Genomic DNA, 13,622 nt, shown 5'->3' with positions numbered 1-13,622 from the left:
CGCTCTCCCGAGGTTTCTCACAATGAACATGATCTCGCCCGCCGCGGCGGCTCCCGCCGTCGTATCGCTGCCGCTCGCCGAAACCGATGGCGCCGCCGCTGTCTTGGCTGCGGCCGGCCTCCTGCTTCCCCATATCGAGCGCGGCGAACGTATCGACGCGCCAAAGCTGCGCGCGGCGATGGAAGCCGCATTCGGCACCTCCGATACTACCGGTGCTTGGGACTGGAAGCAGGCTTACGATGTCTGCGAGGCCGCGACGGTCCTCTTCCTCCGCAAATACGGAAAGGCGCTGTTCCGCAAAGCCGCGTCTCCGGCTCTCCGGCTTTCCGCCTTGTCGAAGATCGCCGGGCTCATGCTGACGCATACGCACCGGTCCGAAGAGGCGCAGACCTTCCAGCAGTTCTCGACGCCGATCCCGCTCGCTCTTGTCGCGGCCACAGCCGCCGCCATCACGCCGGCCGACCGTGTGCTGGAGCCCTCGGCCGGCACCGGGCTGCTTGCCATCCTGGCCGAAATCGTCGGCGCATCGCTCATCCTCAACGAGCTTGCCGAGACACGCGCGGCGCTTCTCTCCTCCGTCTTTCCGGCCGTTCCTGTCACCCGCTTCGACGCCGCCCAGATCGACGACTATCTCGATGTCAGCGCCATGCCGAGCGTGGTGCTGATGAACCCGCCATTCTCCGTCATGGCCCATGTCGAAGGCCGCATGGCCGACGCGGCCAGGCGGCACATCGCCTCGGCGCTGGCACGCCTGGCGCCCGGCGGGCGGCTGGTAACGATCACCGGGGCGAGTTTTGCCCCCGAAAATCCGGCCTGGACCCCAGCCTTCACCCGCCTCCAGGAGCGTGGGCGCGTGGTCTTCTCCGCCGCCATCGATGGCTCGGTCTATGCCAAGCACGGCACGACCTTTCCGACGCGCCTCACCGTCATCGACAGGATGCCGGCGGACGATCCCTCCCTCTTCCCGGATGCTCCCGGCATCGCTCCGGATGCGGCAACGCTCCTCACGTGGATTGAGGAGCGCCTTCCAGCGCGACCGCCGGTCGTGATGGCCGCCGTTTCCAGCGCGGCATCGGCGGTCGCCGTGCCCCGCACCGTGCACGGCTATCTCACACGCCCGGCGAGAACCACGCCACGCATGTCGATCGCCGAACCGGAAGCCATCGACCTCGCATATGAGGCTGTCGACTGGCAAGCGGCCGAGGGGGGCCAGATCAGCGACGGCATCTATGAAGCCTACGGGCTGCAGGCGATCCGCATTCCCGGCTCTCGGGCTCACCCCACCCAGCTCGTTCAATCGGCGGCCATGGCCTCGGTGGCGCCACCCAAGCCGAGCTACCGGCCGCGCCTGCCGAAGAACGTCCTCGACCTGCTCTCTGACGCGCAGCTCGAGACCGTCATCTATGCCGGCGAGGCCCACACCGAGTATCTCGCCGGCGCCTGGACGCTCGACGATACCTTTGACGTGGTTAGCGCTGCGGCCGATGACACCGCGGGTGCCGTGCGCTTCCGGCAAGGGTTCATGATCGGCGACGGTACGGGTGTAGGCAAGGGCCGGGAATCCGCTGCCGTCATCCTTGACAATTGGATGCAGGGCCGACGCAAGGCGGTCTGGATCAGCAAGTCCGACAAGCTGATCGAAGATGCGCAGCGCGACTGGTCGGCGCTCGGCATGGAACGCCTGCTGATCACGCCGCTGTCCCGCTTCTCGCAGGGCCAGCCGGTGACGCTGCCGGAAGGCATCCTATTCACCACCTACGCCACGCTGCGCTTCGATGACCGAGGCGAAAAGGTTTCGCGGGTCAAGCAGATCGTCGAATGGTTGGGCTCGGATTTCGACGGAGCGATCATCTTCGACGAGGCCCATGCCATGCAGAACGCTGTGGGAGCCAAGGGCGAACGGGGCGATGTCGCCGCCTCTCAGCAGGGTCGGGCCGGCCTCAGGCTCCAGCACGCCCTCCCGCAGGCCCGTATCGTCTATGTCTCGGCCACCGGCGCCACTACTGTCCACAATCTCGCCTATGCCCAGCGTCTCGGTCTCTGGGGCGGCGAGCATTTTCCGTTCTCGACCAGGGCGGAATTCGTCGAGGCGATTGAGGCCGGCGGCGTTGCGGCGATGGAAGTGCTGGCGCGCGACCTCAGGGCGCTCGGCCTCTACACCGCCCGGTCACTCTCCTTCAATGGGGTCGAGTATGAACTGATCGAGCACGAACTGACGCCTGAGCAGATCCGCATCTACGATGCCTATGCCGGCGCTTTCGCCATCATCCACAACAATCTCGACGCGGCGATGCAGGCCACAAACATCACGACGGACAGCACCGGCACGCTGAACGCTCAGGCGAAGTCCGCCGCCCGTTCGGCCTTCGAAAGCGCCAAGCAGCGCTTCTTCGGCCATCTGCTCATCAGCATGAAGACACCAACACTGCTGCGGTCAATCATCCGCGATCTGGAAGAAGGCCATGCGGCGGTCATCCAGATCGTCTCGACCGGCGAGGCGCTTATGGAGCGGCGGTTGGCAGAGTTGCCGACCGAGGAATGGAACGATGTTCGCGTCGATATCACGCCGCGCGAATACGTCCTCGACTACCTCGCCCATTCCTTCCCGGTGCAGCTCTATGAGCCCTTCACGGATTCGGAGGGCAATCTGTTGTCGCGGCCGGTCTATCGCGACGGCCAGCCGGTCGAGAGCCGCGAGGCTGTCGCGCGGCGCGACGAGCTGATCGCCAAGCTCGCCAGTCTGCCGCCCGTGCCCGGCGCACTCGATCAGATCGTTCAGCATTTCGGGGTGGACATCGTGGCCGAAGTCACCGGCCGCGCGCGTCGCATCGTGCGTAAGGGCGAGCGTCTGGTGGTTGAAAACCGCGCCGGCTCGGCCAACCTCGCCGAGACGCATGCCTTCATGGATGACCAGAAGCGCGTTCTGGTGTTCTCGGACGCGGGCGGAACGGGGAGGAGTTACCACGCCGAACTCTCGGCCCGGAACACGCGGCTGCGCGTCCACTACCTGCTCGAGGCCGGCTGGAAGGCCGACACCGCCATCCAGGGCCTGGGCCGGACGCATCGCACCAATCAGGCGCAGCCGCCCCTCTTCAGGCCGATCTCGACCAATGTGAAGGCGGAAAAGCGCTTCCTCTCGACGATCGCCCGCCGGCTAGACACGCTGGGCGCAATCACGCGCGGTCAGCGCCAGACCGGCGGCCAAGGCCTTTTCCGGCCCGAGGACAATCTTGAAAGCCACTATGCTCGCGACGCCCTGCGGCAGCTCTACCTGCTGATCGTGCGCGGCAAGGTCGAGGGCTGCTCCCTCGAGCGCTTCGGGGCGGCAACGGGCCTCAAGCTTATGGATGCCAACGGCATCAAGGATGAGTTGCCGCCCATCACCACCTTCCTCAACCGCTTGCTGGCGCTCACCATTGAGCTTCAGGGCGTGCTGTTCGTCGCCTTCGAACAGTTGCTCGCGGCGCGGATAGAGGGCGCCATCGCCTCGGGCACCTATGATGCCGGGCTGGAGACCCTGCGGGCCGAGAGCTTCGTTGTCACCGATCGGCAGGTCATCTACACCCATCCGCGCACCGGGGCCGAAACCCGCCTGCTGACGATCACCGAACGGAAGCGCAATGGGCCAATCACGCTCGATGCGGCGCTCCATCATCTCGGCGATCCACGCGCCATGCTGCTCGTCAACGCGCAATCGGGCCGCGCGGCGGTGCAGATCCCGACCACCAGCGTCATGCTCGACGATGGCGAGGTCGAGCGGCGGGTGCGCCTGGTCCGGCCGATCGAAGGCCAGAACATGCCGCTCAAGGCTATGGGCGAAACCCGCTGGGTCGAGGCCCACCGTGAAGCTTTCGCCGCAGCATGGACTGCGGAGGTCGCCGAGGTTGCCGAGTTCACCGATGCCGTGCTGCACATGGTGACGGGCCTGTTGTTGCCGATCTGGAAGCGTCTGCCAACCGAGTCGACCCGCGTTTATCGACTTCAGACCGACGAGGGCGAGCGCATCATTGGGCGCCGTGTCTCGCCGGCCTGGGCCGCCAACGCCACGGCGACAGACGTCGCATCGCTATCGCCCGAGCAGGCGCTCGCGGCGCTGATCGACGGGCGGACGATCCTCGATCTCGCCGAGGGTCTCCAGCTTCGCCGCAGCCGCGTCATGGGCGCATGGCGCATCGAATTGTCGGGCTTCACCGACACGATGCGGGAGCGCCTCACCGCCTACGGTCTCTTCCACGAGATCATTTCGTGGAAGCTCAGGATGTTCGTGCCGATCGACGCCAACGGGGTCGCCGTGCTGGAGCGCGTGCTCGACCGCTTCCCAATCGAGCGGGTCAGTGAGCGGGAGGCTGCATGATTCCGCGTCACGCTGCACCCGACCTCGCACACCGCCTTGGCGAACATGCCGAGGCGGTGTGCCGCCACTACCTCTCCAATGGCCGCCGCCAGGGCAACTATTGGACCGTCGGCGACGTCCGCAATGCGCCGGGTCGCTCGATGTTCGTGCGTCTGCGGCCATCCCCGAAGGGACCGCCAGGCAAATGGACCGACGCCGCTACCGGCGAGCATGGCGACCTGCTCGATGTCATCCGCGAATCCCTCGGACTGGTCAACTTCCGGGACGTCGCCGACGAGGCGCGCGTGTTTCTCGCTATGCCAGATGCCATGCCACCCCGACCGGCCAAGCCGATCACGCAGGTCCCCATTGGATCTCCGGAAGCGGCTAGCCGACTGGTCGCCATGTCGAAGCCCATTATCGGCACCCTCGTGGAAACCTATTTGCGTGGACGTAGCATTACGACTTTGTACGACACCGGATCGCTGCGGTTCCATCCGCGCTGCTACTACCGGCCCGACGATCATGGACCGACCGAGACCTGGCCGGCGATGATTGCCGCCGTTACCAATCTGGATGGACATCTGACCGGCGCTCACCGCACCTGGCTCGCACCGGACGGCGCCGGCAAGGCACCCGTCGACACGCCGCGTAGGGCAATGGGTGACCTTCTCGGTAACGCCGTCCGCTTCGGCGTACCCGGCAGCGTCATGGCGGCAGGCGAAGGCATCGAGACGACGCTATCGCTCAGATGCGCCTTGCCCGATATGGCGATGGCTGCGGCACTCTCGGCAGCCCATCTTGCCGCCATCCTGTTCCCTCCGAACCTGCGGCGGCTGTATGTCATCCGCGACAACGATCCGGCCGGTGACGGTGCCCGAGACAGCCTGCTCGAGCGCGCGACGGACGCCGGAATCGAGGCAATCGTGCTGTCGCCGGAGACGGAGGACTTCAACGAAGACCTCCGCCATTTCGGACTGGCGGCCTTCCGCGCCTCGATTGCGTTCCAGCTCATGCGCAAGGACCGCCTCCGCTATCTGACACAGGCGGCATGAGCCGGGAGGGGAAGCGCGCGGCGCGCGGTGCCGGTGCGCCGCATGGATGAGTGACCCGCCGGCAGAGAGCCGCGACCCGGCCTTCGAGAGGGCGATCGGCCCACGAACTGGCCGGCCAGGCAATGGCGGCGGCCGACTATTTTCCGGCGGTGCGCGACTGCTCGCGAATGGCAGCGATTGGTCGCGACGCCTTTCCATCGCGAGGCAAAATAGCCGGCCGCCGCCATCCTCCGCTGCGCTCCGGCCCTCCGCTTCGCTGCGGGTGTCGGGCCAACCCGCCCGTGGGCTCTCGTCGCCATGAAGGCCGCGAGGGTCGCGGTCAAACCGACGGGAGCATCCCATGGCCGAGCACGACGACACCGAACCGCACCACGCCGCTTCTCCGACCGATCACATCCTCACCGAACTCCAGCTCTATGGCTGGCGCCCATTTGCGGACGAGCCCGATCCGCGACCGCTCCCCGGTGGCGACCACGTGGCCGGAGCCGTGGCCGACATCTTTGACGCCCTCATCGCCACCCTGGCCGACACGCGCCTCGAACCGGACCTCGATGACCTCCTCTGGTCCGTCACCAATGTCTTCCACCGCGCCGTGCTGCGGATCGAGCGGCAACTGGACGACAACGAGCAGGCCCAGCGCCGACTGCATCGCGAACAGGACGGCACCGAGATCAAGGCGGTCGAACTGGAGAACCTCACCGCCCAGGGCCAGACCATGATCGAACGGCGCGACGCCTTCGAGCTCATGCGTGACCAGGCCGCCGACCACTACGATCAGCAGACCGGCTCGGCCTGGCGACCGCGCGCGGGGTCAATGGTCAACCACCATCATCTCACCGCCGCAATGATCGACAGCCGCGACTTCCTCGCGGCCAAGCGGCGCGCGGAAACCGAGGTCATGTTGCCCGCCGGCCCCAAGATCGCCTTCTCGGGCGGCGATACCGCCGATCACGAACTGATCTGGGCAAAGCTCGACCAAATCCGCGCCAAGCACCCCGACATGGTGCTGATGCACGGCGGATCACCGAAAGGCGCCGAAAAGATCGCCGCCCGCTGGGCCGATCATCGCAAGGTGCCGCAGGTCGCCTTCAAGCCCGACTGGAGCAAACATGCCAAGGCCGCTCCCTTCAAGCGCAACGACCAGATGTTGGCGGTCATGCCGATCGGCGTCATCATCTTTCCGGGCACCGGCATTCAGGAGAACCTCGCAGACAAGGCCCGCAAGCTCGGCATCCCGGTCTATCGGCTCGGAAACGGCGGCGCGTAAGCGCCGTCGGAACCTACGCCCTCCTATAAAGCTTCACGCCGGACATCGCGCCGCCGACACCTTCTTGCGCAATGCCGCCGTGTGCCTCGATGGCGCTGACTGGGCGGCGGATCGAGGCAGGAACAATGCGGCCCTTCACGCCATCGCCATCGCCATTGAATTGCTCCTGAAGTCGCATCTTCTCAGAGTCGCGACCGATGATCGCTGGAACCGCCGCCATATCGGGCACGATCTCGACAAGGCGGCTCGTTACGCCGAGAGAGCTGGATTAGGCCTGCCACCGCGACTGCACAGCGTCATCGCCCAGCTTCATCCTCATTTTCAGCGTGGCGGCTTCCAACGGGATCCATCGCGATCATGGCCGTCCGGTTTCTCGCTCGACGCCCGCCACATCGCGCGGCAGCTCGCTCAGACGCTCCTGGAACAAGAGCGTCGCGTCAACAACGCCCGCTGCTCCTGACTTGAAGATGACCGCACCCCGCGATCCATTGCGCTGATCCTTGGTCCAGCCGATAGCCTAAAGCCATCAACCCGCAAGGGGTCGGACTACGCGAAGCGTGCCGCCGCTCCGGCTTCGCCTTCGCGGTGATCGCGGCCATCGGCCGAACACATCGGGCGCCTGTCAGCGGGGGAGGGTTCTCCGCTTCAAACAGGAGCCGGATCGATGTCCTTCGCCGACGCACATGCCTTCGCCTTCAGCCTCGCCGCCACCCTCATGGTCACCATCGTCATCTTTCGTGCTGGCGACGGCACTCTCTCGGTCGTGCCGGCGAACGAGTATGACGGCGACGACACCGCCATCATCGGCGAAATCGACCCGTTCGCCCCATGACGGGGCGAACATCGCGCCTGGCGATGCAAGAACACTGGCGGGTTTCGCCCGCGCTTTTCCTTTGCTATGCTGTGCACTGCGCCAGGTGGTGGTGGAAGGCGCAATCGCCAGAGCTATTCTCACTGAGACACCACCATGATCATCCTCGGCATTCTCCTTTGCATCGCGGCCATCGGCATCTTGTGCTGGTTGCTCTTCACGCTTGCTATCGTCGCCCTCCCGTTGTTCGTCGGCGTCAACGCAAGTACATGGGCATTCAACACCGGTGCCGGCTGGCTTGGCGCGATCCTTGTCGGCATCCTCGCAGCCGGGTTGACGGTCGGCGTCGCCCAAATCCTCCTCGGCGTCGTTCGCCCCATGTGGGCGAAGCTGGCGATCGCGATGGTCTTCGTCGCTCCCGCGATCGTTGCCGGCTACCATGCCAGCCATGGTATCGCGAAGCACATGATGCCTTCGGACATCTGGCAGATCGTCTTTTCCGTCATTGGCGCGACCGCCGTCGGCGTCACGGCATATCTGCGGGTCGCGGGCATGACGGCCGCCGACCAATCCGGCAGGGACGTGGTTCGAGCTAGACCCGCGTGAGCGAGGCGGGTGGACCAGACCGACGAAGGCCTAGCCTCCTCATTATCGGTGGTTGGAGCAATCGGGTTCCATGCCAATGATCGAGGATTGGGCAATCCCGGCGCGGCCTCGTCTGTGGCCTTGAACTCTGTTCGGTCGATGCTGCAAGGCAGGTCCGACCAGTCGGTGGCAGGACGGCAGCGCGACCGGTGACGGGGCGTTGGAGGTGCGCGAGATCTGGAGCCTGGAATGTGTCGGCGATGCCAGTGAAGCTCGTAGCGATCTGCTGGCGGCGCGTTGGACGCCAACGTCTCCGTTGCCAATCAGTCCCAAGAGCGCTCCAAACGGCCTCTTCAATGGGCTGATCTGCCCGAAGGACGGCTGAAGCCTCGACCGCCTGAGCCGCAACGACGCATCTCGACTTTCTTCCCCTGCCGGCTCCCACCCCATGCGGCAAGCGCATGGGGACCCCGAGCGCCGCCATTCCTCTCGAGACAAGAAAGTCGTTCTTGCGCCGTCCTCCGCGTTGCTCCGGTCGCAAGCGATGCGTCGTCGGTCGCCTCCGGCCAACCGATCGCCATCGAGGCCGCATGGTGCGGGCTCGGGAACAGAAAACGGAGACTTACAATGGCTACCATCGGCACCTTCAAGAAGACCACCGCGAACGAGTTCACCGGCGAAATCGTCACCCTCAGCGTCCAGGCCAAGAACGTGCGCATCGTCCCAGACACACGCGCCACTGGCGAGAACGCTCCCAGCCACCGGGTGCTGGTCGGCCGCGCCGAGATCGGCGCCGCATGGTCGAAGACCTCCAACGAGGGCCGCGACTACCTGGGTCTCAAGCTCGACGATCCGAGCTTCAACGCCCCGATCTACGCCAACCTCTTCGACGACGAGGAAGGTGAGGGTTTCTCGCTCATCTGGTCCCGCCCGAACGCGCGGCGGGGTGACTAAGGACCCGCGCAGGCCCCGGCCGGAAGGCCGGGGCCTTCTTCCGCGGACGTCCGGTTCGGTTCACTCAAGCCGAGAGCGATGCCGAAACCGCATCGCCTGATGCTGATCAACCATCCTCCGCTGGCAAGATTGTTTCTATAAAATGCAGGCTCACTCTGTGAAGACGAGGCAAGCAATGATCGAGCCATTTGACGAAACCGCGCCGACCAGTGACGAACTCACCGAATACGATCGGGAGCACATCAAGCTCTATGTGCGTCTGCTAGACGCCGCCGACGACGGCGCGGACTGGCGCGAGGTTGTTGAAATTCTCTTCGGGATCGACCTGACGAGTGAGCCCCAACGCGCCCGGCGCATCCACGACAGCCATCTGGCGCGAGCGCGCTGGATGGCGCGTGCAGGCTACCGTCATCTTTTGCGTCGACCAGGCAACTAGCACCACAGCGCCTGTGGTTCGCGGGTGATGCCGAAGTGGCATCACCCGATGCCCGGCAGGGGTCTTCCGCCAATCGCTACAACCCGGAATCGTTTGGAGGCGGGGTCTACGCGTTGTTTGCGAGGAGCTCTTGGATGAGGCCGGATACGTCGCATTGGCGAGACAATGACAGCTATGACTATTTCGATACTTTACCAATCGAAGGGCTCGCCTGGGAGTGTCTGCGACGTCACGAACCCTATCAACGGCACTACCGAGCGCTCGTGACCACAAGAGCCGAGAAAGCACCATTCCGGCCTGAGGCACAGCGGCTGTGGGGGTTGCGATTTCCCGGCTAGGCCGGACTTATCCGCCTTGGCGCAAGACGTTCTCTGGTCGCCTGATGTCGATCCAGCCGTGGTTCCCCTCATTGGTGCGCCGGATTTCCTGATATCCACGCCGGCCGCGCCGTTGACCGGCCTGGGCGTGGACCACGACAGTCCGGAAGGGTGCCACATTGTCCATAGTGCAGGTGTCGTCACTCAACTTCTCCTTCTGCCCGGTAGTGACCCGCACGGTCCTCTGGCGGCCTTGATTCCCCTGGACGCAGATACGTTGGGACGGATCGAAGCACTGACCCGTTTCTGGCGTAACTTGCAGGGACGCCCAGCACCCTCGGACACACGGATGACCCCGCAGCAACGCCGCCGCTTCCGTCTGATGATGCAGGCCGCTGACGGCCACTCGAATAGCGCGAGCTACCGCGACATTGCCATCGCGCTTTACGGGTTTAAGCGCGTCGCCGCTGATCCTTGGAAGACCTCCGCGCTGCGCGACGCGGTGATCGGCCTCGTCGAAGGTGCTACCGTCATGATTGCCGGCGGCTATTTGCAGATCCTGCGTCATCGCCGTCGATCATAGCGGTTCTGGCCCCGGACAAGGGGTGGGATTTTAGCCCCCCTCAACTTCCCCATCCCTTGCGAAGCCCATTCTCCGCCACCGTGGTCGCCGTCCACCGCTGAACGCCAGCGGCGGCCCAAAACCCCACGGAGGTCCGACCCATGCGACCCGATATCGCCGTCTTGCCGCCGCGCTTCCTGCGCACCAAGGAAGCCGCGGATTTCCTCAGCCTGTCCGCCCGCACGCTCGAAAAGCACCGGACCTATGGCACCGGTCCTGGCTACCGAAAGCTCGGCGGCCGTGTCGTCTATGCCGTCGACGATCTTCAGGCCTGGGCCGAACGCGGCGCCGTCACCTCTACATCCGATCCGCGTGGGTCGGTCCTGCCGGCCAAGCGTCATACACCGACGCCGCCGGCGCATGGCGGACGATACGCACGCTGATCGCGCGCGGATTTCCAGATGGTGGCGCGAAACCAAACCCTTTCGGAGCGCGGGCAACTCGACCTGTTCCGGGCGCTGCCTGGCGACTTCGCCCCACGAGACGCACAGGACATCATGGCCTACCCGTTCTTCTCCCTTTCCAAGACCCATCGCATCACCCCGATCGATTTTGCCACCGGCAACGTCACGATCCGGGTCGAGGCCGTACCCGATCACGGCATGGCGACCATCTGGGACGCCGACATCCTGATCTGGGCCGCCAGCCAGATCGTCGAGGCGCGTGACAGCGGGCTTCGCACCTCGCGGCTGATGGCCGCCACGCCCTATGAGATCCTCACCTTCGTGGGCCGAGGCAAGAGCCTGCGCGACTATCAGCGCCTGAAGGCGGCGCTTGATCGGCTGCAGTCGACGACCGTCTCGACGACCATTCGTCAGCCCGCCGAAGGCCGGCGTCACCGCTTCTCATGGATCAATGAGTGGCAGGAGCGCATCGACCGCCATGGCAAACCCGCGGGTATCGAGTTGATCGTCCCCGACTGGTTCTACCAGGCGGTCCTCGATGATGCGCTCGTGCTGACGATCGATCGCGGCTACTTCGACCTGACTGGCGGGCTGGATCGTTGGCTCTACCGGCTGGTGCGCAAGCATGGCGGACGCCAGCGCGCTGGCTGGCGCTTCGACTTCCGCCACCTGCACCAGAAATCCGGCAGCCTGTCACCCTACAAGCGCTTTGCCTTCGAGCTGCGCGACATCATCCGCCGACAGCCGCTGCCCGGCTACACGCTTGCGCTCGAAGTAGAGATTGGCGGCCGGGCGTTGCTCGCCTTCGAGCGGATTGGCTCCTGTGGAAGGCCTGTGGACGGCCTCGTGCTATCGGGAACCGGAACTATCGTGCCATCGCGAACCGTGGTCACGTGCTATCAGGAACCCAAACAGGCTCTAACCTCCAGAAAGCAAAGCCGAAATCGCGCCCTTAACTTAGACTCTAACCCCGATTCTAACTTTGAAGCGCGCGCGCGCGGTGTGCAGAGGCTTGTCCGGCGAACCAGCGACGCACTCAGCATAGACACCGACAAGACCTCGAATGCGTTATCGGTTTCTGGCGGTCGCACCACGGCAACCAACGCTTCAGAAGCCCCCAAGCCGCCTCTTGATCCGCGCTCGGGAGGACCGCGATGATCGTCGCACTCCTCCCGATACGCGGATTAAGGCCGCCGCCGGCGCGTTGGGGACCGTCGATCAGTCTCTCCCTTCGTCTCGCGCCCGACCACCGGCATGATGCGGCAGGTGTGCGACCGCATCACCGCTTTCCAGCGCGGCGGCATCGTCGCCGACATGCTGCTGCGCGAGATGCTCGCGCGAATTCCCGCAACATCAGGAGAACCCTCATGACTGGCATCGCGGCTCCTCGCGTGCGTGGCGCGTTCCCAGCCTCGGACCACGCTCCCGACACTCTCGTCCATGTCGAACTGACCTGGATCGAGAAGAGACAGGAGAACTGGATACGGTTCGGCACCCACGCCCACGAACAGATCGTTGATCGTCGCCGGCGCATCCTGTCCTATCGCCCCGGCGCGGTCTTCGCCTTCGTGCGCTGGGCGGCGAACGACTTCGGAACGATCATCTCACGCATCGACATCGTGCGTGCGGTCGCACGTGGCGAAGCCTATCAGACGCTCCCCTTCGTGCGTCCCGGCGGCGACATCCTGCTGAAGGTCGAGAGCTGGCCCAAGGTCGAACGCGTGCTGCAGGCGATCGACGCCATCCAGCGCCTCGGCATAGAACCTGAATCGGTGTCGCCCGATCATTGGCGGCACATCCACAACCGGATAACCGCCGGGCACGAGCCGCACGCCTACACGCTCGATCACCACCGCGCCGCCCTGCTGCGCAGGAGAACCGAGCCGTGACGCGCGCCGCGATCATCCTGGCCAGCGTTGTCGCAACCATCGGCGTCGGCTATCCCGCCCTCTCGCCGATGCCCACGAAGCTCATCTGGAATGCGTCAGCTAGCGCACCGATCGGCTTCTACACGATCGACTTCCACGGACCGTTCGACGTCACCGATCTTGTGGCCGTCGACGCCCCCGAGCCACTCGCGGCGTTCCTCGCCGATCGCGGCTATCTGCCGAGGGGCGTCCCACTCTTGAAGCGCATCCTTGGCGTTTGCGGGCAGCGTGTCTGTCGCTCGAACCTCACCATCACGGTCGATGGTATCGAGGTGGGTGTGGCGCTCGAGCGTGATCGGGCCGGCCGTGACCTGCCGGTCTGGCAGGGCTGCCGCCGCATCGCGACCGGCGAAGTCTTCCTGATGAACTGGCAGGTCCGCGACAGCCTCGACGGACGTTACTTCGGCCTCCTCTCCACCGTCCAGATCATCGGCCGCGCCGTCCCGCTGTGGACAGACGAGGACGGCAACGGACGCTTCGAATGGCGCGCGCCAACGCGGTGAGCGCGCGACCGGCGGCGCGCGTCGTGCCGCCAGCCTTCATCACCGCACCACTCCAAAACAGGAGCCTGACATGCAGCAGATCGGAGAATTCACGCGCCAGAAGACTGGCTATAACGGGCGCATCCACACGCTCAGCCTCAACCTGGATATCGCCATTGTGGCGGCAGAGGCGAGCGAAACGGAGAATGCGCCTGACTACCGCATTCACGCCGGAAACGAGGACGGCCCCGAGATTGGTGCCGGCTGGAAACGCTCCACCGAAAAGGCCGGCGACTATGTCTCGATCCAGCTCGACGACCCCACCTTCTCGCAGCCGATACGCGCGAACCTCTTTCGCAATGGCGACGACAAGACGTCCTGGTCGCTGCACTGGGCGCGCCCGCGTGACCGCAGCGAGAAGGATTGAA

General features: G+C 65.1%; 15 protein-coding genes. All 15 read left to right on the top strand.

Annotated elements, in window-relative coordinates:
- The first annotated feature begins 22 nt into the window (after positions 1-22).
- Positions 23-4,354 (top strand): strawberry notch-like NTP hydrolase domain-containing protein, encoded by a 4,332-nt coding sequence (locus tag NKI67_RS09945; RefSeq protein WP_352645220.1) that lies wholly within the window; start codon positions 23-25, stop codon positions 4,352-4,354.
- Positions 4,351-5,388 (top strand): DUF7146 domain-containing protein, encoded by a 1,038-nt coding sequence (locus tag NKI67_RS09940; RefSeq protein ID WP_352645218.1) that lies wholly within the window; start codon positions 4,351-4,353, stop codon positions 5,386-5,388. The genes NKI67_RS09945 and NKI67_RS09940 overlap by 4 nt, the downstream gene beginning before the upstream one ends.
- Before the next feature lie 340 nt (positions 5,389-5,728).
- On the top strand, positions 5,729-6,655 hold the full coding sequence (locus NKI67_RS09935) for a DUF2493 domain-containing protein (RefSeq protein WP_352645216.1): 927 nt from the start codon (positions 5,729-5,731) through the stop codon (positions 6,653-6,655).
- A gap of 64 nt (positions 6,656-6,719) precedes the next feature.
- On the top strand, positions 6,720-7,115 hold the full coding sequence (locus NKI67_RS09930; protein WP_352645214.1) for a hypothetical protein: 396 nt from the start codon (positions 6,720-6,722) through the stop codon (positions 7,113-7,115).
- A 204-nt stretch (positions 7,116-7,319) separates the two neighbouring features.
- Entirely contained in the window at positions 7,320-7,487 is a 168-nt protein-coding gene (locus tag NKI67_RS09925; RefSeq protein WP_008877981.1) for a hypothetical protein, read from the top strand.
- A 135-nt stretch (positions 7,488-7,622) separates the two neighbouring features.
- Positions 7,623-8,072 (top strand): hypothetical protein, encoded by a 450-nt coding sequence (locus NKI67_RS09920; protein ID WP_352645212.1) that lies wholly within the window; start codon positions 7,623-7,625, stop codon positions 8,070-8,072.
- Positions 8,073-8,678: 606 nt separating this feature from the next.
- Positions 8,679-9,005, top strand: a complete 327-nt coding sequence (locus NKI67_RS09915; protein WP_352547069.1) for a DUF736 domain-containing protein — start codon at positions 8,679-8,681, stop codon at positions 9,003-9,005.
- 175 nt (positions 9,006-9,180) lie between these two features.
- Complete coding sequence (locus NKI67_RS09910; protein WP_502909334.1) at positions 9,181-9,441, top strand: DNA -binding domain-containing protein; 261 nt, start codon at positions 9,181-9,183, stop codon at positions 9,439-9,441.
- 134 nt (positions 9,442-9,575) lie between these two features.
- Positions 9,576-9,779 (top strand): transcriptional regulator domain-containing protein, encoded by a 204-nt coding sequence (locus NKI67_RS09905; RefSeq protein WP_352645208.1) that lies wholly within the window; start codon positions 9,576-9,578, stop codon positions 9,777-9,779.
- A gap of 16 nt (positions 9,780-9,795) precedes the next feature.
- Positions 9,796-10,341 (top strand): DUF2285 domain-containing protein, encoded by a 546-nt coding sequence (locus NKI67_RS09900; protein ID WP_352645206.1) that lies wholly within the window; start codon positions 9,796-9,798, stop codon positions 10,339-10,341.
- Positions 10,342-10,481: 140 nt separating this feature from the next.
- Complete coding sequence (locus NKI67_RS09895; protein ID WP_109672573.1) at positions 10,482-10,763, top strand: helix-turn-helix transcriptional regulator; 282 nt, start codon at positions 10,482-10,484, stop codon at positions 10,761-10,763.
- Between the two features lie 18 nt (positions 10,764-10,781).
- Positions 10,782-11,942, top strand: coding sequence for a replication initiator protein A (locus NKI67_RS09890; RefSeq protein WP_352645204.1), 1,161 nt, complete (start codon positions 10,782-10,784; stop codon positions 11,940-11,942).
- 209 nt (positions 11,943-12,151) lie between these two features.
- Positions 12,152-12,673: a DUF2840 domain-containing protein gene (locus NKI67_RS09885; protein ID WP_352645202.1), complete on the top strand. Its 522-nt coding sequence runs from the start codon at positions 12,152-12,154 to the stop codon at positions 12,671-12,673.
- Positions 12,670-13,215, top strand: coding sequence for a S26 family signal peptidase (locus tag NKI67_RS09880; RefSeq protein ID WP_352645200.1), 546 nt, complete (start codon positions 12,670-12,672; stop codon positions 13,213-13,215). The genes NKI67_RS09885 and NKI67_RS09880 overlap by 4 nt, the downstream gene beginning before the upstream one ends.
- A gap of 70 nt (positions 13,216-13,285) precedes the next feature.
- Entirely contained in the window at positions 13,286-13,621 is a 336-nt protein-coding gene (locus NKI67_RS09875; RefSeq protein WP_352645198.1) for a DUF736 domain-containing protein, read from the top strand.
- The last annotated feature ends 1 nt before the right edge of the window (position 13,622 follow it).

It is taken from the genome of Mesorhizobium sp. M0408 (genome assembly GCF_040321495.1).
Taxonomy (GTDB): domain Bacteria; phylum Pseudomonadota; class Alphaproteobacteria; order Rhizobiales; family Rhizobiaceae; genus Mesorhizobium.
The sequence above is the reverse complement of the archived record's forward strand: the minus strand, read 5'-3'. Positions and strand labels throughout refer to the sequence as shown.